Annotated in this window: 21 protein-coding genes, 4 tRNA genes and 1 pseudogene; 8 read left to right on the top strand and 18 right to left on the bottom strand. The window is 69.6% G+C overall.

Annotated elements, in window-relative coordinates; all coding sequences use genetic code 11:
• Nucleotides 1-138: 138 nt before the first annotated feature.
• The 8 genes from rplL to OG446_RS22700 all read right to left on the bottom strand — a co-directional run bounded on the left by rplL (nt 139) and on the right by OG446_RS22700 (nt 5,374).
• Nucleotides 139-519, bottom strand: a complete 381-nt coding sequence (gene rplL / locus OG446_RS22735; RefSeq protein ID WP_328895774.1) for a 50S ribosomal protein L7/L12 — start codon at nt 517-519, stop codon at nt 139-141.
• An 83-nt stretch (nt 520-602) separates the two neighbouring features.
• Entirely contained in the window at nt 603-1,160 is a 558-nt protein-coding gene (gene rplJ / locus OG446_RS22730; RefSeq protein ID WP_148020214.1) for a 50S ribosomal protein L10, read from the bottom strand.
• 273 nt (nt 1,161-1,433) lie between these two features.
• Nucleotides 1,434-2,357: an LppX_LprAFG lipoprotein gene (locus OG446_RS22725; RefSeq protein ID WP_328895773.1), complete on the bottom strand. Its 924-nt coding sequence runs from the start codon at nt 2,355-2,357 to the stop codon at nt 1,434-1,436.
• A 159-nt stretch (nt 2,358-2,516) separates the two neighbouring features.
• On the bottom strand, nt 2,517-3,239 hold the full coding sequence (gene rplA, locus OG446_RS22720; protein ID WP_148020212.1) for a 50S ribosomal protein L1: 723 nt from the start codon (nt 3,237-3,239) through the stop codon (nt 2,517-2,519).
• A 78-nt stretch (nt 3,240-3,317) separates the two neighbouring features.
• Nucleotides 3,318-3,752: a 50S ribosomal protein L11 gene (rplK, locus tag OG446_RS22715; protein ID WP_007445924.1), complete on the bottom strand. Its 435-nt coding sequence runs from the start codon at nt 3,750-3,752 to the stop codon at nt 3,318-3,320.
• Nucleotides 3,753-3,929: 177 nt separating this feature from the next.
• The gene (nusG, locus tag OG446_RS22710) at nt 3,930-4,832 is read right to left on the bottom strand and encodes a transcription termination/antitermination protein NusG (RefSeq protein WP_328895772.1); all 903 of its coding nucleotides are present in this window, start codon (nt 4,830-4,832) and stop codon (nt 3,930-3,932) included.
• A gap of 75 nt (nt 4,833-4,907) precedes the next feature.
• On the bottom strand, nt 4,908-5,195 hold the full coding sequence (secE, locus tag OG446_RS22705) for a preprotein translocase subunit SecE (protein ID WP_073732696.1): 288 nt from the start codon (nt 5,193-5,195) through the stop codon (nt 4,908-4,910).
• 106 nt (nt 5,196-5,301) lie between these two features.
• Nucleotides 5,302-5,374 (bottom strand) — tRNA-Trp (locus OG446_RS22700).
• A 236-nt stretch (nt 5,375-5,610) separates the two neighbouring features.
• Here OG446_RS22700 and OG446_RS22695 point away from each other — a divergent pair.
• Both OG446_RS22695 and OG446_RS22690 read left to right on the top strand, forming a co-directional pair.
• Nucleotides 5,611-6,837 carry a pyridoxal phosphate-dependent aminotransferase gene (locus OG446_RS22695; RefSeq protein ID WP_328895771.1) on the top strand — a complete coding sequence of 409 codons (1,227 nt, stop codon included), beginning with the start codon at nt 5,611-5,613 and terminating at the stop codon, nt 6,835-6,837.
• 133 nt (nt 6,838-6,970) lie between these two features.
• A complete protein-coding gene (locus OG446_RS22690) occupies nt 6,971-7,993 on the top strand; it encodes an adenosine deaminase (protein WP_328895770.1) in 1,023 nt (340 codons plus the stop codon).
• A gap of 18 nt (nt 7,994-8,011) precedes the next feature.
• Here OG446_RS22690 and OG446_RS22685 read toward each other — a convergent pair whose 3' ends face one another.
• Nucleotides 8,012-8,617, bottom strand: a complete 606-nt coding sequence (locus OG446_RS22685) for a TetR/AcrR family transcriptional regulator (protein WP_328895769.1) — start codon at nt 8,615-8,617, stop codon at nt 8,012-8,014.
• A gap of 87 nt (nt 8,618-8,704) precedes the next feature.
• On the opposite strand from OG446_RS22685, the gene OG446_RS22680 reads away from it, so the two are divergent.
• Entirely contained in the window at nt 8,705-9,340 is a 636-nt protein-coding gene (locus OG446_RS22680) for an NAD(P)-dependent oxidoreductase (protein WP_328895768.1), read from the top strand.
• A 10-nt stretch (nt 9,341-9,350) separates the two neighbouring features.
• Here OG446_RS22680 and OG446_RS22675 read toward each other — a convergent pair whose 3' ends face one another.
• The 6 genes from OG446_RS22675 to OG446_RS22650 form a co-directional block, all read right to left on the bottom strand.
• Nucleotides 9,351-10,406, bottom strand: coding sequence for a UDP-N-acetylmuramate dehydrogenase (locus OG446_RS22675; RefSeq protein WP_328895767.1), 1,056 nt, complete (start codon nt 10,404-10,406; stop codon nt 9,351-9,353).
• A 154-nt stretch (nt 10,407-10,560) separates the two neighbouring features.
• Entirely contained in the window at nt 10,561-10,989 is a 429-nt protein-coding gene (locus OG446_RS22670) for a MaoC family dehydratase (RefSeq protein WP_148020205.1), read from the bottom strand.
• Entirely contained in the window at nt 10,989-11,441 is a 453-nt protein-coding gene (locus OG446_RS22665; protein WP_328895766.1) for a MaoC family dehydratase N-terminal domain-containing protein, read from the bottom strand. Before OG446_RS22665 ends, OG446_RS22670 begins: the two co-directional genes overlap by 1 nt.
• A 127-nt stretch (nt 11,442-11,568) precedes the next feature.
• The gene (gene rpmG, locus OG446_RS22660) at nt 11,569-11,733 is read right to left on the bottom strand and encodes a 50S ribosomal protein L33 (RefSeq protein ID WP_003956487.1); all 165 of its coding nucleotides are present in this window, start codon (nt 11,731-11,733) and stop codon (nt 11,569-11,571) included.
• Between the two features lie 90 nt (nt 11,734-11,823).
• Nucleotides 11,824-11,896: transfer RNA gene (locus OG446_RS22655), tRNA-Met, on the bottom strand.
• A 46-nt stretch (nt 11,897-11,942) separates the two neighbouring features.
• Nucleotides 11,943-12,015, bottom strand: a tRNA-Thr gene (locus OG446_RS22650).
• A 278-nt stretch (nt 12,016-12,293) separates the two neighbouring features.
• Between OG446_RS22650 and OG446_RS22645 the strand changes: the two genes are divergently transcribed.
• Both OG446_RS22645 and OG446_RS22640 read left to right on the top strand, forming a co-directional pair.
• Nucleotides 12,294-13,571, top strand: coding sequence for an amidohydrolase family protein (locus OG446_RS22645; protein WP_328895765.1), 1,278 nt, complete (start codon nt 12,294-12,296; stop codon nt 13,569-13,571).
• Nucleotides 13,572-13,605: 34 nt separating this feature from the next.
• A complete protein-coding gene (locus OG446_RS22640; RefSeq protein WP_328895764.1) occupies nt 13,606-14,262 on the top strand; it encodes an SDR family oxidoreductase in 657 nt (218 codons plus the stop codon).
• A gap of 31 nt (nt 14,263-14,293) precedes the next feature.
• Here the strand turns inward: OG446_RS22640 and OG446_RS22635 are convergent.
• Both OG446_RS22635 and OG446_RS22630 read right to left on the bottom strand, forming a co-directional pair.
• Nucleotides 14,294-14,744: pseudogene (locus OG446_RS22635) on the bottom strand (DUF523 domain-containing protein).
• 75 nt (nt 14,745-14,819) lie between these two features.
• A tRNA-Tyr gene (locus OG446_RS22630) sits at nt 14,820-14,901 on the bottom strand.
• A gap of 215 nt (nt 14,902-15,116) precedes the next feature.
• Here OG446_RS22630 and OG446_RS22625 point away from each other — a divergent pair.
• The 3 genes from OG446_RS22625 to OG446_RS22615 all read left to right on the top strand — a co-directional run bounded on the left by OG446_RS22625 (nt 15,117) and on the right by OG446_RS22615 (nt 16,978).
• Nucleotides 15,117-15,605 carry a YajQ family cyclic di-GMP-binding protein gene (locus OG446_RS22625; protein WP_148020201.1) on the top strand — a complete coding sequence of 163 codons (489 nt, stop codon included), beginning with the start codon at nt 15,117-15,119 and terminating at the stop codon, nt 15,603-15,605.
• 150 nt (nt 15,606-15,755) lie between these two features.
• Entirely contained in the window at nt 15,756-16,262 is a 507-nt protein-coding gene (locus OG446_RS22620; protein WP_328895763.1) for a methylated-DNA--[protein]-cysteine S-methyltransferase, read from the top strand.
• Nucleotides 16,262-16,978, top strand: coding sequence for an alpha-ketoglutarate-dependent dioxygenase AlkB family protein (locus tag OG446_RS22615; RefSeq protein WP_328895762.1), 717 nt, complete (start codon nt 16,262-16,264; stop codon nt 16,976-16,978). The genes OG446_RS22620 and OG446_RS22615 overlap by 1 nt, the downstream gene beginning before the upstream one ends.
• Here OG446_RS22615 and OG446_RS22610 read toward each other — a convergent pair.
• On the bottom strand, nt 16,939-17,214 hold the full coding sequence (locus OG446_RS22610) for a GlsB/YeaQ/YmgE family stress response membrane protein (RefSeq protein ID WP_148020198.1): 276 nt from the start codon (nt 17,212-17,214) through the stop codon (nt 16,939-16,941). The two genes, OG446_RS22615 and OG446_RS22610, sit on opposite strands and share 40 nt — an antisense overlap.
• Nucleotide 17,215: the final 1 nt, after the last annotated feature.

Here is a 17,215-nt window from a genome sequence, read left to right as displayed (position 1 = left end):
ACTCGTCACCGCGCGAAGAGCAAGGCACCCATCGCGGGTACGCCGAAAGGCGACCACCCATACGGGTGATCGCCTTTCGCGAAGTGACGCCCACGCCTCGCGGCACGGGGGTCCAGAGGAGTCAGAAGACTCGCTGGGTCACTTGACCTCGACGGAGGCGCCGGCGGCCTTGAGGGACTCGGCAGCCTTCTCGGCGGCCTCCTTGGCGACCTTCTCGACGACGGGCTTCGGGGCGCCGTCGACGAGGTCCTTGGCCTCCTTCAGGCCGAGGGAGGTCAGCTCACGCACGACCTTGATGACCTGGATCTTCTTGTCACCGGCGGCGGTGAGGATGACGTCGAACTCGTCCTGCTCGGCAGCGGCCTCGGCCGGGGCAGCGGCGGCGGGACCGGCGACGGCGACGGCCGCGGCGGCGGTGACGTCGAACTTCTCCTCGAAGGCCTTAACGAACTCGGAGAGCTCGATGAGGGTGAGCTCCTCGAACTGAGCGAGCAGGTCTTCCTGGCTGAGCTTCGCCATGATGGCGTCCTTCCACTATTCGGCAGGTGCCGGATGTATATGTCGGCGGGCGTACGTGGAGCCCGCTGGACCGCTGAGCGAAATTACTCGGCGGCCTCGGCGGGAGCCGGAGTACCGGCACCGCCCTGCTCTTCCCGCTTGGCACGAAGAGCTTCCGCGGTGCGGACGAACTTCGACGGCAGAGCCTGGAAGAGCTGCGCAGCCTGAGTCTGCTTGCCCTTCATGGCGCCGGCCAGCTTGGCGAGCAGAACCTCGCGGGACTCGAGGTCCGCGAGCTTCTTGATCTCATCGGCGGACAGCGCCTTACCGTCAAGGACACCGCCCTTGATGATGAGGTTGGGGTTGTCCTTGGCGAAGTCACGAAGACCCTTCGCCGACTCCACCGGGTCACCGGTGACGAAGGCAACCGCCGTCGGACCTGCGAACAGGTCGTCCAGCGTGTCGATCCCGGCCTCGTTGGCCGCGATCTTGGTCAGCGTGTTCTTCACCACGGCGTACTGGGCGTTCTCACCGAGCGAACGGCGCAGCTGCTTGAGCTGTGCCACGGTGAGGCCCCGGTACTCGGTCAGCACGGCGGCGTTCGAGCTGCGGAACTGGTCCGCGAGCTCGGCTACCGCTGCAGCCTTGTCGGGCCTTGCCATGAGCGTGGCCTCCTTCCGGGTGATGAGGACCGCTCAAAAGGGCCCGGAAAAGACGAAACGCCCCGGCGCAGGCGCCAGGGCGAAGCTCGACCGAACAAAGTACGGGAGCTTTTCCACAGTCACCTGCGCAGGTCGTCCGCATTCAACGGATCCTTCGGTTGCCGTCACCCTTGCGGATTTCAGCAACGACCAGCGGTCTTTGGCTTCTGCAGAAGAGTACGCGACAGGGGTCGCGCCGGGCAAATCCGTCCCGGTTCGGGTGGTCCGGAAGGTTTAGGACGCTCCCGCGGTCGCACCCTGCTGCTGCTGGAGCAGCTCCTTGAACCCGATGGTCTCGCCGGCCGGCGGCCGCTCGACCGAGACCTTGGTCCCGTAGTCGCTGTAGAACATGGTGGTGTTGAGCTCGCCGGTCTTCATCTGCCCGCGCTCGCTCTTCTTCACCAGCAGGTCGTTCTCGTCGACCCAGATGTCGATCTTCTCCGTGGTGATCCCGGCGTCGTTGAGCTGCTTCTTGAGAGCGGTCAGCTGATCGGCGTCCAGCTTCGACGTCTTGGCGGTCAGATCGGCGACGTCGACCGTGCCGGAGTAGTGCGTGGTGTCGACACCACGGACCTGCTCCTTGCCGACCTCCTTCACATCGCCGGAGGCCAGCAGCGACTTCAGTCCCTGGTCGGGAGTGCTGTTCTGCATCTGGTCCTTCATCGCCGCCCCGGAGGCGCCCCCGAGCTCGGCGAGGTCCTCGTAGGAGTAGCTGATCCAGCGCTTGCCACCGGTCTGCCGGGCCATGACCTCGCCCATGTCCGCCGCGTAGCCGTCCTTGAAGTAGCGGGCCTGCATCGTGCCGTTGCCGCCGGCCTTCTTCATGGTGTCGGCCATGGCGCCGCCGGTGTACGTGATCTCCATGCTGCCGCTGACGCCGTCGCTCCAGTCGAGCGCCCCGGACTGCTTCATGGACACGGCGCTGCCAACCGTCATGGTGCCCTCGACCTTCGCCGAGCTGGCCGCGCCGGTCTTCTTCTGCACGTCGAGCAGCGCGGCGATCGCGTCGGTCTTCACCACGCCGCTGCCGCTGCTTCCGTCCTTGCCCTTGGCCTTGCTCGTGGAGCCGTCGTCCGATCCGCCACAGGCCCCGACCGACGTCAGCGCCGCCGCCACAGCCACGGCCAGGCCAACGCGCCGTACGGTACTGGTCCTCATGTCCGCTTCCACCCCTCGTTCGGCTCTCTGTGCTCCGCACGCTAACGCACGGCACCGACAGCCACTGGTACGTACATACGAGGACGGGCCCCGCACCTCGAAAGGTTGCGGGGCCCGTCAATGTCACACGTGACACGGCGGTCGTACGAGCGCGGTGGCTCAGACGGCGGCCGGGTCCTCCTCGACGAGGAGGTTACGGGTGCGGTTGGCGTCCAGCGGGATGCCGGGGCCCATCGTGGTGGCCAGCGTGGCCTTCTTGATGTAGCGGCCCTTGGCGGCGGACGGCTTCAGACGGAGGATCTCGTCCAGCGCCGCTGCGTAGTTCTCCACCAGCTTGGTCTCGTCGAACGAGGTCTTGCCGATGATGAAGTGCAGGTTCGAGTGCTTGTCGACGCGGAACTCGATCTTGCCGCCCTTGATGTCGTTGACAGCCTTCACGACGTCCGGGGTGACGGTGCCGGTCTTCGGGTTCGGCATCAGACCACGCGGACCGAGCACGCGGCCGAGGCGGCCGACCTTGCCCATGAGGTCCGGGGTCGCGACGACGGCGTCGAAGTCCAGACGGCCCTTCGCCACCTCGTCGATGAGCTCGTCGGCGCCGACGATGTCGGCGCCCGCGGCTTCCGCGGCCGCAGCACGGTCACCGGTCGCGAAGACCAGGACCCGGGCGGTCTTGCCGGTGCCGTGCGGGAGGTTCACGGTGCCACGGACCATCTGGTCGGCCTTGCGCGGGTCAACACCCAGAGCAAACGCGACCTCGACGGTGCTGTCGAACTTCGTGGAGGCGGTGTCCTTGGCGATACGGACGGCCTCGAGCGGGGCGTAGTTACGCGCCCGGTCGATCTTGGCGTCCGCAGCGCGGAGGTTCTTGCTGCGCTTCACTTCTACTCCTGTGGTTTCAGAATGTGGAGTCGTGGTGCGGACCGGCGCTTGGTCCTACCACTGGGGGGTGGGGCTGAATCAGCCTTCGACCGTGATGCCCATGGAACGGGCGGTGCCGGCAATGATCTTCGACGCGGCGTCGAGGTCATTGGCGTTCAGGTCGGGAAGCTTCGTCGTGGCGATCTCGCGGACCTGGGCGGCCGTCAGCTTGGCAACCTTGGTCTTGTGCGGCTCGCCGGAGCCCTTGTCCACACCCGCGGCCTTGAGGATCAGCTTGGCAGCCGGCGGAGTCTTGGTGATGAAGGTGAAGGAGCGGTCCTCGTAGACCGTGATCTCCACCGGCACGACCATGCCACGCTGCGACTCGGTCGCGGCGTTGTAGGCCTTGCAGAACTCCATGATGTTGACGCCGTGCTGGCCCAGTGCGGGGCCGACCGGCGGGGCCGGGTTGGCCGCACCGGCGTTGATCTGGAGCTTGATAAGCCCCGTGATCTTCTTCTTCTTGGGAGGCATGTGCTCTCTCCGGGTCCTAGTGAGAGTTTTCGCCGTCATCCGGTCATCCGGATGCAGGCATACCGCACAACGATAACGGGTATAGCTGCGCGACCAAAAACCGAGCAGGTCAGACCTGCTGTGACAGCCGGTCTGACCTGCTCGGTAGGCATGTGTCCAGAAGCTGGCGAATAACCGCTAGTTCTTCTGGATCTGGTCGAAGCTGAGCTCGACCGGAGTCTCCCGGCCGAAGATCTCCACGAGACCCTTGACCTTCTTGGAGTCGGCGTTGATCTCGTTGATCGTCGCCTGCAGAGTCGCGAAGGGGCCGTCGGTGACGGTGACCGAGTCGCCCACCTCGAAGTCCAGCACCTGGACCTCGACCTTGCGGGACGGAGCAGGCTTGCCCTCGGCCTCGGCGGCCTCGCGGGCCGCCTTCTCCTCGGCCTCCGGGGCGAGCATCTTGACGATCTCGTCCAGGGTCAGCGGGTACGGGTCGTAGGCGTTGCCCACGAAGCCGGTGACGCCGGGCGTGTTGCGGACGACGCCCCAGGACTCGTTCGTCAGGTCCATGCGCACCAGGACGTAACCCGGGAGCTTGTTCTGCCGGACGTTCTTGCGCTCGCCGTTCTTGATCTGGACGATTTCCTCCTCAGGCACCTCGGCCTGATAGACGAACTCCTCCACGTTCAGCGAGACGGCGCGCTGCTCCAGGTTGGCCTTCACACGCTTCTCGTAACCGGCGTACGTGTGAATGACGTACCACTCGCCCGGGAGGGTGCGGAGCTCCTCGCGCAGGGCGGTGACGGCGTCGACGGGCTCGGCCGGCTCGGCCTCTTCCTCGTCGGCGGCTTCCTCGGCCTCGGGGCTCTCGTCCTCGTCGTCACCGGCTTCGGCCTCGGGGGCCTCGTCGTCGGCTTCGGCGGCGTCCTCGGTGTGCACGGCGGCCTGCTCGGCGGGCTCGCCCGCGGCGGCGTCGGCAGCTTCAGCCTGGTCCGGCTCCACAGCGTCCGCCGCCTCGACGATGTCGAGCTCGTCCTCGGCGGACTCGAAGGCGCCCGCCGTCGGCTCGACGGCGTCGTTCAGGTTCGGGTCAGACACGGTGGCTGCTTCTTCCTGGATACAAATGGGTGGAACATGCGAAAGGGGCGCCCTCATGAGGCGCCCTCCGCGGGATCAGCCGAAGACGTACTTGATGACCCGCTGGAAACCGAAGTCAATCACGGTAACAAGACCAATCATGACGACTACGAACACAATCACCACGGAGGTGTATGTCGTCAGCTGGTTGCGAGTCGGCCAGACAACCTTGCGGAGCTCGGCGACGATCTGGCGGTAGAAGAGCGCGAGACGGCCCAGAGGGCCCTTCTTGCCGCGCTTGCCGCCCTTCCGGGTCTTCTTCTTCGACTCGGGGACTTCATCCTCGGCATCAGGCATGTCGATGGAGCCCACGGCGTCCGTCACGCTTCTCACCTGATTCCGGGTCATGGCCGTGCCGCGCCCGGTGAAGCCGCACGGCAGTGCATTGAAGTACGTACATGCGCACACATCCTGGCGAAGGAGTGTGTAGCAGGGCCGGAGGGACTTGAACCCCCAACCGCTGGTTTTGGAGACCAGTGCTCTACCAATTGAGCTACGACCCTTTGTGGTTTCCACCAACCTACCGCATGTCCCCGAATGCCTCGGGTGCAGGAACGGTGCGGCTGGTGAAGGCCAACGACAGGTGAGTGTACGTGCTCAGCGGCCCGGCGTCGAACAGATAGCTCCCGACCGTTCCTGTCCGATGCTGTCCGGTCGTCGGTCCACATGGTGTCCGCCTGCTGTCCGGTCCCTGAAACCCCTGTGCCGACGGGGAATACGGTCTGCGAGCATGGGGGGCATGAGCGCTGCTACTTCTCCCTCCGAGCGCCGGGTCTCCGCCCGCATCGGTGCCATCTCCGAGTCCGCCACCCTCGCCGTCGACGCCAAGGCCAAGGCCCTCAAGGCCGCCGGCCGTCCGGTGATCGGCTTCGGCGCGGGCGAGCCCGACTTCCCGACCCCCGGCTACATCGTCGACGCCGCGGTCGAGGCCTGCCGCAACCCGAAGTACCACCGCTACACCCCGGCGGGCGGGCTCCCCGAGCTCAAGGCCGCCATCGCCGAGAAGACGCTGCGCGACTCCGGATACGAGGTCGACGCCTCCCAGATCCTGGTGACCAACGGCGGCAAGCAGGCCATCTACGAGGCCTTCGCCGCGATCCTCGACCCGGGCGACGAGGTCATCGTCCCGGCGCCGTACTGGACCACCTACCCCGAGTCGATCCGGCTCGCCGGCGGCGTACCGGTGGAGGTCGTCGCCGACGAGACCACCGGGTACCGGGTCTCGGTGGAGCAGTTGGAGGCGGCGCGCACGGAGCGTACGAAGGTCGTCCTGTTCGTCTCCCCGTCGAACCCGACCGGTGCGGTCTACAGCGAGGCGGAGGCCGAGGCGATCGGCAAGTGGGCCGTCGAGCACGGTCTGTGGGTGCTGACCGACGAGATCTACGAGCACCTCGTCTACGGCGACGCGAAGTTCACCTCGCTGCCGGCGATCGTGCCCGAGCTGCGTGACAAGTGCATCGTGGTCAACGGTGTCGCCAAGACGTACGCGATGACCGGCTGGCGCGTGGGCTGGATCGTCGGCCCCAAGGACGTGGTGAAGGCGGCGACGAACCTGCAGTCGCACGCCACGTCCAACGTCTCCAACGTGGCCCAGATCGCCGCGCTGGCCGCCGTCTCCGGGAACCTGGACGCGGTCGCCGAGATGCGCACCGCCTTCGACCGGCGCCGGCAGACCATCGTGCGGATGCTCAACGAGATCGACGGCGTCCTGTGCCCCGAGCCCGAGGGCGCGTTCTACGCGTACCCGTCGGTGAAGGAGCTGCTCGGCAAGGAGATCCGCGGCAAGCGCCCGGCCACGTCGGTGGAGCTGGCGGCGCTGATCCTGGACGAGGCCGAGGTCGCGGTCGTTCCGGGCGAGGCCTTCGGCACCCCGGGCTACCTGCGTCTTTCCTACGCGCTGGGTGACGACGACCTGGTCGAGGGCGTCTCGCGGCTCCAGAAGCTGCTGGGCGAGGCGAAGGCGTAGTACCTCCGGGATCCTGGATGGCGACCCTCGGCTCCGGCCGGGGGTCGCTTTCTTGTTCGCGCATCCGTTCGAGGGGCAACTCGATGGGGAAACCGGCTACCGCGACACCCCCTCCGTGCGGCAAGATCCCTGAATGGAGCGTGACGTACGGCTATTGCCCAAGGCCCATCTGCACTTGCATTTCACCGGGTCGATGCGGCCCACGACGCTGCTCGAACTCGCCGACAAGTACGGCGTGCGGCTGCCCGACGCGCTGACCGGCGGCGAACCCCCGAGCCTGCGGGCGACGGACGAGCGCGGCTGGTTCCGTTTCCAGCGGCTCTACGACATCGCCCGGTCCTGCCTGCGGACCCCCGAGGACATCCAGCGGCTGGTGCGCGAGGCCGCCCAGGAGGACGTGGCGGACGGCTCCGGCTGGCTGGAGATCCAGGTCGACCCCACCTCGTACGCACCCCTGCTCGGCGGGCTCATCCCCGCGATCGAGATCATCCTCGACGCGGTGGACAGCGCCTCGCTCGACACCGGGCTGCCGATCCGGGTGGTGATCGCCGCGAACCGGATGAAGCACCCGCTGGACGCCAGGACGCTGGCGCGGCTCGCGGTGCGGTATGCGGACCGGGGCGTCGTCGGGTTCGGGCTCTCCAACGACGAGCGGCGCGGCATGGCCCGCGACTTCGACCGGGCCTTCGCCATCGCCAGGGAGGGCGGCCTGCTGGCGGCGCCGCACGGCGGTGAACTGTCGGGCCCCTCCAGCGTCCGCGACTGCCTGGACGACCTCGACGCGGCACGGGTCGGGCACGGCGTACGGGCCGCCGAGGACCCGCGGCTGCTGCGCAGGCTGGCAGAGCGCGGGGTGACCTGCGAGGTGTGCCCGGCGTCGAACGTGGCGCTCGGCGTCTACGAGAAGCCGTCAGACGTACCCCTGCGCACTCTGTTCGAGGCCGGTGTACCGATGGCGCTGGGGGCGGACGACCCGCTGCTCTTCGGGTCCCGCCTGGCCGCGCAGTACGACCTCGTACGCCGCCATCACGCGTTCACCGACGAGGAGCTGGCCGAGCTGGCACGCCAGTCGGTACGGGGTTCGGCGGCGCCCGAAGCGGTCCGTACGGAGCTCCTGGCGGGCGTCGACGCCTGGCTGGCCAAGCCGGCGGGCTGACGCTCCCGGTATCTGGAGCTATCCCGTGAGCCCGCTCAGCAGCATCCGGGCGACCGAGGCGGCGAAGACGTCGAGCGGCTGCGGCGGCTCCCCGGTCTCCGTCGCGTCGTAGGCGAAGGCCCGCTGGGCGCAGGCCCCCATGAGCAGGGAGGCGGCCGCGTACGTGTCGGCGTCGGCCCGCACCCGGCCCGCCGCCTGTTCGGCGCGCAGATACGCGTCGAGTCCGCGGATGGGGATGTGGGGGCCGGTTCCGAGCTCGCGCATGGCCGCGTTGTGGCGCTCCTTGAGCCTCGGCTCGGCGTACAGGGACGCGGCGATCGGGAAGCTCTGTTCGTAGAAGAGGGCGGCCTCGCGCGCGATCTCCGTGAGATTCCGCTCCACCGTCCGCTCCCCCTCCCCCGGGTCGGCGATGAGCCGCTTCAGGACCCCGTCGACCTTGGGCAGACGCTCCTTCAGCACCACCACGAACAGCTCTTCCTTGCTGCGGAAGTGCTTGTAGAGCGCCGCCTCGGAGCAGTCGGCGGCACGGGCGATCTCCTTGGTGGTGGCCCGGGCCAGGCCGATGGTGAGCATCAGCCGGTGGGCGGCGTCGATGATGCGGGCGCGGGCCGGCTTCTGCTCCATGTGCTCTCCAACGAAGCTTGACGAGTGGGTGAGTACCCACTCACTCTAGAGGTGAGTGAACACTTACCCACCCTAGGAGGGTGTGCCATGAAGCTCACGGTGTTCGGCGCGACAGGCGGTATCGGGCAGGAGATCGTCCGCCAGGCGGTGGCGGCGGGGCACGAGGTGACGGCGGTGGTCCGCGATCCCGCGCGGCTGCCGGTGCCGCTCTCCGGCCTCACGGTCCACACCGCGGCCCGTATCGACGACCCGGAGGCGCTGCGCGAAGCGGTCGCGGGCCGCGACGCGGTGCTCTCCGGTCTCGGCGCCCGGGGCCGGAAGGCCGACGGGATCGCGGAGCGGCTGACCCGCAGCGTGCTGACGGCCATGGAGGCGGAGGGGACCCGGCGGCTGCTCGTGGTGAGCGCGGCCCCGGTCGCCCCGAAGCCCGCGGACGACCCGCTGCTCGACCGCATGATGCTCGCGGCGATCGGCGCGATCCTGAAGGAGGTCTACGCGGACCTCACCGCCATGGAGGCCGCGCTGGCGGCCTCCGCGACGGACTGGACGTCGGTCCGTCCCCCGAAGCTCACCAATGGACCGCTGACGGGCCACTACCGGACGGTCATCGGCAGCAACCCGCGCAGCGGCCGGTCCATCTCCCGGGCGGACGTGGCGCACGCGATGCTGGCGCTGACCGACGACCCGGCGTCGGTGAAGCAGGGGGTGGGCGTGGCGTACTGAGGCCCCGCGCCTACAGGCTCACGCCGACGGTCACCGGTTCGTTGACGAGCGTGACGCCGAAGACGTCGTGGACACCGGCGACGACCTCGCGCGCCAGGGCCAGCAGATCCTCGGTGCTCGCCGCGCCGCGGTTCGTGAGGGCCAGGGTGTGCTTGGTGGAGATGCGGGCGGGCCCGGAGCCGTATCCCTTGGTGAAGCCGGCCCGGTCGATGAGCCAGGCCGCCGAGGTCTTGGTGCGTCCCTCGCCCGCGGGGAAGGCGGGGGGCGTGACGTCCGGTCCGAGGTGCTGCGCCACCCGGGCGAGGAAGGCCTCGAACTGCGCCGGATCCAGGATCGGGTTGGTGAAGAAGGACCCGGCCGACCAGGTGTCGTGGTCCTCGGGGTCGAGCACCATGCCCTTGCCGGCGCGGAGCCGGAGCACGGTTTCACGGGCGGCCGCGGCGGGAACGCGCTCCCCCTCCTGCACACCCATGGCACGTGCCGTCTCGGGGTACTTGAGGGGCGCGGAGAGGCCGCCCGCCTCTTCCAGCCCGAAGCGGACACGCAGCACCACGAACCGGTCAGGTTCGGCCTTGAAGCGACTGTGCCGGTACGCGAAGGCGCACTCGGAGTTCGGGATCGTCACCGTCTCCCGGGTGCGCCGGTCGTAGGCGACGACTTCCGTGATGGTGGACGACACCTCCTGCCCGTACGCCCCGACGTTCTGGATCGGGGTGGCCCCCGCCGAACCGGGGATGCCGGCCAGGCATTCGAGCCCCGCCAGTCCGGCCTCCACACTGCGGGCGACGGCGTCCGTCCAGACCTCCCCGGCGGCCAGCTCGAGCGTGGGACCGTCCAGCACGAAGCCCTTGGTCGCGATGCGCAGGGCGGTGCCTTCGAAGCCCTTGTCACCGATGACCAGGTTGCTGCCGCCGCCGATGACCAGGAGCGGGGTGCCACTGTCGTCTGCCTCGCGAACGGCCTCGACCACTTCGGCGTCGGTCGTCGCGGTGAGGAGGCGGGTGGCGGGGCCGCCGAGCCGGAAGGTGGTCAGGGGGGCGAGGGGCGCGTCGTGGAGTTCCTGCACGGGGACAAGAGTACGGTCCGTGCTCCGGGGACCGGGCACCTCGGCCCCTGGGCCGCGCCCCCTGCGTGACGGGCGGGCCCCAGGGTGACGACCCCATGCGTAAGGGGCACGGCCCCATGGACCGCGCCCCTTACGTCAGTACCTCGCGACGGTGTCAGCCGAGCTGCACCACGGCGCGGGACATGCCCAGCACCTTCTTGTCACCGCTCGTCGCCGTCAGGTCGACCCGCACCCGCTTGTCGTCCAGCAGCGCGCCCACCTTGGCGCTGACCTCGATCAGCGCGCCCTTGTCGTCATTGGGGACGACGACCTGCCGGGTGAACCGCACCCCGTACTCGACGACCGCACCCGGGTCACCGGCCCAGTCCGTGACCACGCGGATCGCCTCGGCCATGGTGAACATGCCGTGGGCGATCACGTCCTCCAGCCCGACCTCGCGCGCGAACTTCTCGTTCCAGTGGATCGGGTTGAAGTCGCCCGAGGCGCCCGCGTACTGCACGAGCGTCGCGCGGGTGACCGGGAAGGACTGCGGCGGCAGCTCCGTACCGACCTCGACCGAGTCGTAACTCACCTTCGCCGTCATCACGCCTCCTCGGCGGCGCGCGCCACCAGCTTCGTCCACGCCGTCACGACATGCTCACCGGACTCGTCGTGGACCTCGCCACGGATGTCCACGATGTCGTTGCCCGCCAGGGACTTGATCGCCTCGATCGTCGAGGTGACCGTCAGCCGGTCCCCCGCCCGCACCGGACGCACATAGACGAACTTCTGGTCACCGTGCACGACGCGGCTGTAGTCCAGGCCCAGCAGCGGGTCCTGAACGACCTGACCGGCGGCCTTGAAGGTGATCGAGAACACGAACGTCGGCGGCGCGATGACATCGCTGTGACCGAGCGCCCTGGCCGCTTCGGGGTCGACGTACGCCGGATTGGCGTCGCCCACCGCCTCGGCGAACTCTCGGATCTTCTCCCGGCCGACCTCGTACGCCGGGGTGGGCGGATAGGTCCGCCCCACGAAGGACTGGTCGAGCGCCATGAGCTCGCAACCTCCTGATGAAAGATGAAGGGGCCGCAGCACAGCTACAGCCACAGCTACAGGTACAGCCCAGTACAAACGACACGAGGCCGCCCCCAATGGGGACGGCCTCGTGTACGAGCCTGATTCAGCGCGTTTCGCGGTGCGCAGTGTGCGAGTTGCAGCGCGGGCAATGCTTCTTCATCTCAAGACGGTCCGGGTTGTTACGCCGGTTCTTCTTGGTGATGTAGTTCCGCTCCTTGCACTCCACGCAGGCCAGCGTGATCTTCGGGCGGACGTCGGTGGCAGCCACGTGAGTGCTCCTTGGACGGACGATGGACGGATGAACGCAAAAAAAAGAGTAGCCGATCGGAGGACCGACCCCACAATCGGCTACTGTTAGTAGCGGTGACCGGACTTGAACCGGTGACACAGCGATTATGAGCCGCTTGCTCTACCGACTGAGCTACACCGCTTTGATGACTGAGTCCCCCCGCCGAAGCGGGGTTTCCCGATCACCAGAGCCCCAATGCGGAATCGAACCGCAGACCTTCTCCTTACCATGGAGACGCTCTACCGACTGAGCTATTGGGGCGAGCGATGAAGACATTACACGGTCGGCCGCCGATCGCCCAAATCCGTTTCGAAGCCCCGTCCCGAGCCCTTGATCAGCGCCGCTCCACGGCCTCGGCAGGCCCCGCTCCAGGCCCTTGATCAGCAACTCCTCCACCCCTGTCCCTCACGTGAGCCCCGGCCTCTCACGCCCCACGGGACCGCGCCGGTACGACTATTTCGCTCCTCCTCGAACCGGGCCGGGCACACCCCTAGGCTCGTCTCACTCTGAGTGATCCTGACCCCCTCCCAGGAGCCGTGATGCCCGACAGTCAGCCGCGGCAGCCGGACGACCACACGGCCGACGCCACCGGCATCCCGGCGAGCTCCGCGCTGACCCTCTGCGGCGCCCGTCTCACCGACGGCCGTCTCGTGGACGTACGGCTCGGCAGCGGCCGCATCGAGGCCGTCGGCACCGCCGGGAGCCTCGTCGCGCCCGGCGCCCGCCTGGACCTGCGCGGCCACCTGCTGCTCCCCGCCCCCGCCGAACCGCACGCCCACAGCGACACCGCGCTCACCGCCGACGGCGCCGGACCCGGTACCCCCGGGCCCGCCTCGCAGCACCCCGACGACGTCCAGCGGCGCGCCACCGAGGCCGCGTTGCTGCAACTCGGCCACGGCGCGACCGCCCTGCGCTCGCACGTGCGGATCGGCGACGTACAGGGCCTGGGCGCCCTCGAAGCCGTCCTGCAGGCCCGTCGCTCGCTGCGCGGGCTCGCCGATCTGACCGCGGTCGCCGTCCCCCGGCTGCTCACCGGCGTCGCGGGCGCAGGCAACCTGGCGATGCTGCGCGACGCGCTGAAGATGGGGGCCGGCGCGGTCGGCGGCTGCCCCGATCTGGATCCCGACCCGGCCGGGTACACGGAGGCCGTCCTGGAGGTCGCGGCCGAGCACGGCTGCCCCGTCGACCTGCACACGGACAGTGACGATCCGGCCCGGCTGGCCCGGTTCGCGGCGATGGCGGGCGGAATGCGGCAAGGGGTCTCCATCGGCCCGTGCGCCGGCCTCTCCCGGCTTCCCGAGGAGGCCGCCGCCCGCGCCGCCGACCAGCTCGCCGCGGCCGGTGTGACGGTCGTCTGCCTTCCCCAGGGCGCCTGCTGCGGGGCCGAGCGGCGGGGCACCGCTCCCGTACGGCTGCTGCGGGCGGCCGGTGTGCGGGTCGCGGCGGGCAGCGGGGCGTTGCGCGACCTCGCCAACCCGGTGGGGCGCGGCGACCCGCTGGAGGCCGCCTTCCTGCTGGCGTCCCAGAGCGGACTGCGGCCCGAGCACGCCTACGAGGCCGTCTCCACGGAGGCCCGGCGTGCCATGGGGCTGCCCGAGGTCCGGGTCGAGGCGGGCTTCCCCGCGGAGTTGCTCGCCGTGCGCGGGGAGCAGCTGGCCGGGGTGCTCTCGCTGGCGTACAGCCGCATCGTGGTGCACCGCGGCCGGGTGGTCGCCCGGACCAGCGCGGTGCGCGAGTACTGCGACTCCGGGACGGACGGCTCGTTCGGACTGCCACGCCAGGGAAGGCCGGATTCCGGGACGGGCGGCGGGCCTTGAGCGCGGCGGCGCTCCGCGGCGTACCGTCGACTTCATGCGCATTGTCATCGCAGGTGGACATGGTCAGATCGCGCTGCGGCTGGAGCGGCTGCTCGCTGCGCGCGGGGACGAGGCGGCGGGCATCATCCGCAACCCGCAGCAGAGCGAGGACCTCCGGGCCGCAGGAGCCGAACCCGTGGTCCTGGACCTCGAGTCGGCCACCGTGGAGGAGGCCGCCGAGGTGCTGCGCGGCGCCGACGCGGCGGTCTTCGCGGCCGGAGCGGGCCCGAACAGCGGCACGGACCGCAAGGACACGGTGGACCGGGGAGCCGCGGTGCTCTTCGCGGACGCGGCGCAGCGGGCCGGGGTGCGGCGTTACGTCGTGGTGTCGTCCATGGGCGCCGACCCGGACCATCCGGGCGACGAGGTGTTCGATGTCTACCTGCGGGCCAAGGGGGCGGCGGACGCGTACGTGCGCGCGCAGAAGGCCCTCGACTGGACGATCCTGCGCCCCGGGATGCTGACCAACGACGCGGGCACCGGCCAGGTCCTGCTCGCCGCGTCGACCGGGCGCGGCCCGGTGCCGCGCGACGACGTGGCGGCGGCGCTCGCGGAGCTGCTGGACACCCCGGCGACGGCGGGCCTGACGCTGGAACTGATCTCGGGCAATGTCCCGGTGTCGGTCGCCGTGAAGGACATCGCGGGGAACTGACGCGCCGGGGCCGCGCGGAGGTCGCGGCCGGTCAGTCGCCGGTCGCGGGGCGGACGGCGATGCCGTGCCGCTCCAGCAGGGCTGCGGTGACCCCGTCGCCCTCGCGCAGCTCGCCGGTGAACGTACCGTCATAGACCGTGCCGCGCCCGCAGGAAGGGCTGCGGGCCAATGAGCACCGCCTCGGTGCAGCCCGTCCCGCGCGCGGCCTCCAGTGCCCGCCTGGCGCCGTCCACGAAGGCCTCGGTCACATCGTGTCCGGTGTCGTCCACGACACGGGCCCGGCCGTCCAGCACGTCGTACCCGTCGCCGCCGACGATCTCGGCGGGGCGGCGGGGCGTGGGCAGTCCCGCCGCGACCTCGGGGCAGAAGGGGACGGGCGCCCGCCCGCCGAGGGCGGCGGTCATCTCCACCGAGGCCCTGCCCCGCCCGTCGAACCGGCAGGGCACACCCCGCAGACACGCGCTGACCAGCACGGATTCCATGTTCACGCCCCTCGTCGCAACACAGCGTGGCACAACAGAGAAGGCCCCCGTCCATAGGACGGGGGCCTTGCTATGTGGCGGCGCCAGGGTTCGAACCTGGGTAGGCTGAGCCGGCAGATTTACAGTCTGCTCCCTTTGGCCACTCGGGCACACCGCCAAGGGATGCTGCCGTCGGACCCCGCCTTGCGGCGGCGCTCTGTGGCAACGACGTAAACGATACCTGATGCCCGGGGGTGCTACGCCACTGGATTGATCAGCGGCCGGGACGGGCGCGGGTGGCTAGGCTTTGTGGGCGGCGTGGTGCCCGAGGGCGCCGCGACCGCCCCTGTAAGCACTTCCTTTCCAGCACCCCGATACAAGGAGCCACACGTCATGGCCGACTCCAGTTTCGACATCGTCTCGAAGGTCGAGCGGCAGGAGGTCGACAACGCCCTCAACCAGGCCGCCAAGGAGATCTCCCAGCGCTACGACTTCAAGGGCACCGGGGCGTCGATCTCCTGGTCCGGCGAGAAGATCCTGATGGAGGCGAACGGCGAGGAGCGCGTCAAGGCGATCCTCGACATCTTCCAGTCCAAGCTGATCAAGCGCGGTATCTCGCTGAAGTCGCTGGACGCGGGCGAGCCGCAGCTGTCCGGCAAGGAGTACAAGCTGTTCTGCACGATCGAGGAAGGCATCTCCCAGGAGAACGCCAAGAAGGTCGCGAAGATCATTCGTGACGAGGGCCCCAAGGGCGTCAAGGCCCAGGTCCAGGGCGACGAGTTGCGGGTCAGCTCGAAGAGCCGGGACGACCTGCAGGCCGTGCAGGCGCTGCTGAAGGGCCAGGACTTCGAGTTCGACGTCCAGTTCGCGAACTACCGGTAGGACGCGGCGGTCCGGGAGCGGGGCGGAACACGCCGTTCCGCACCCGGACTGCATGTCCGAATACCGCCGGTCGCGGGAGTTCGGGCGACGCAGACTGGTCCGTGCCTGCCGGCGATCCGGCGGGCCGACGGACGAGGAGAGGGACGAGTCATGACCATGTACGCGACGGTCGACAGCCCGCTGGGCGAGCTGCTGCTGGTCGGCGAGGAGACCGCGGGCTCCGCGGGAATCGCGCTTGTCTCGTTGTCCCTCCCGGCCCAGAAGGGCGCGGCTGTCGTCCAGGACGGCTGGCGGCACGAGCCCGCGGCGTTCGAGGGGATCGCCGCCCAGTTGCGGGAGTACTTCGAGGGGCGGCGGACCCGCTTCGACGTCCGGTACGCCGACGGGCGGGGCACGGACTTCCAGCGCCGGGTCTGGGCCGCGCTGGACGCCGTTCCCTACGGGGAGACGGTGTCGTACGGGCAGATCGCCGAGCGGGTCGGTTCCGCCGGGGCGGGTGTCCGGGCCGTGGGGACGGCGATCGGGCGCAATCCGCTGCTGGTGGTGCGGCCGTGCCACCGGGTCATCGGTGCGGACGGGGCGCTGCGCGGTTACGCGGGCGGCCTGGAGCGCAAGGAGCAGCTCCTGGGGCTCGAGGGCGCCCTGGCCGCGGGCTGATGACCGGGCTCTTCCCCAGGCCGCGGGCGGTGGTCGCGCCGGGCGCCGTACACGTACCGGAGTGGCTGTCGGCCGAGCAGCAGCGGGAGTTGGTGGCGGCGTGCCGTGCGTGGGCGCGCGGGCCCGTTCCGTTGCGGCACACGGCGCTGCCGGGTGGTGGGGTGATGTCCGTGCGGACCGTGTGCCTGGGGTGGCACTGGCAGCCGTACCGGTACACCCGCACGGCGGACGACGTGAACGGTGCGCCGGTCGCCCCGTTCCCGCAGTGGCTCGCGGAGCTGGGGCGGGCGGCGGTGGCGGAGGCGTACGGACCGGAGGGTCCGGTACGGGCGTACGCGCCCGACGCCGCGCTGATCAACTTCTATGACGACGCCGCACGGATGGGCATGCACCAGGACAAGGAGGAACGGTCCGGTGCCCCCGTCGTATCGCTCAGCATCGGCGACACCTGCGTCTTCCGCTTCGGCAACACGGAGAACCGGGGGCAGCCCTACACGGACGTGGAGTTGGGCTCCGGGGACCTGTTCGTCTTCGGCGGGCCGTCACGCCACGCGTTCCACGGAGTTCCGAGGATCCGTCCCGGCACGGCGGGCCCCGGGACGGGGATGAGCGGCGGCCGGCTCAATCTGACGCTGCGCGAGACGGGTCTCGGGGCCCCGGGGCCCGGCGAGGCGCGTCAGCGGCGTTCGCGGGAGTTCCCGAACAGCAGCCGGTAGCCGATCAGCAGGACGAGCGAACCGCCTATGGCCGAGACCCAGGTCGCCGGGTCGAAGAAGTCCTCGTTGTCGATCGTGCGGTCCAGGAAGCGTGTCGCTATCCAGCCGCCCAGGAAGGCGCCGACGATCCCGATGAGGGTGGTCCCCACGAGGCCGCCGGGGTCGCGGCCCGGCAGCAGGATCTTGGCGATGACGCCCGCGACGAGTCCGAGAATGATCCAGCCAATGATGGTCATG

Source organism: Streptomyces sp. NBC_00236 (assembly GCF_036195045.1).
Classification (GTDB): Bacteria; Actinomycetota; Actinomycetes; order Streptomycetales; family Streptomycetaceae; genus Streptomyces.
The sequence above is the reverse complement of the archived record's forward strand: the minus strand, read 5'-3'. Positions and strand labels throughout refer to the sequence as shown.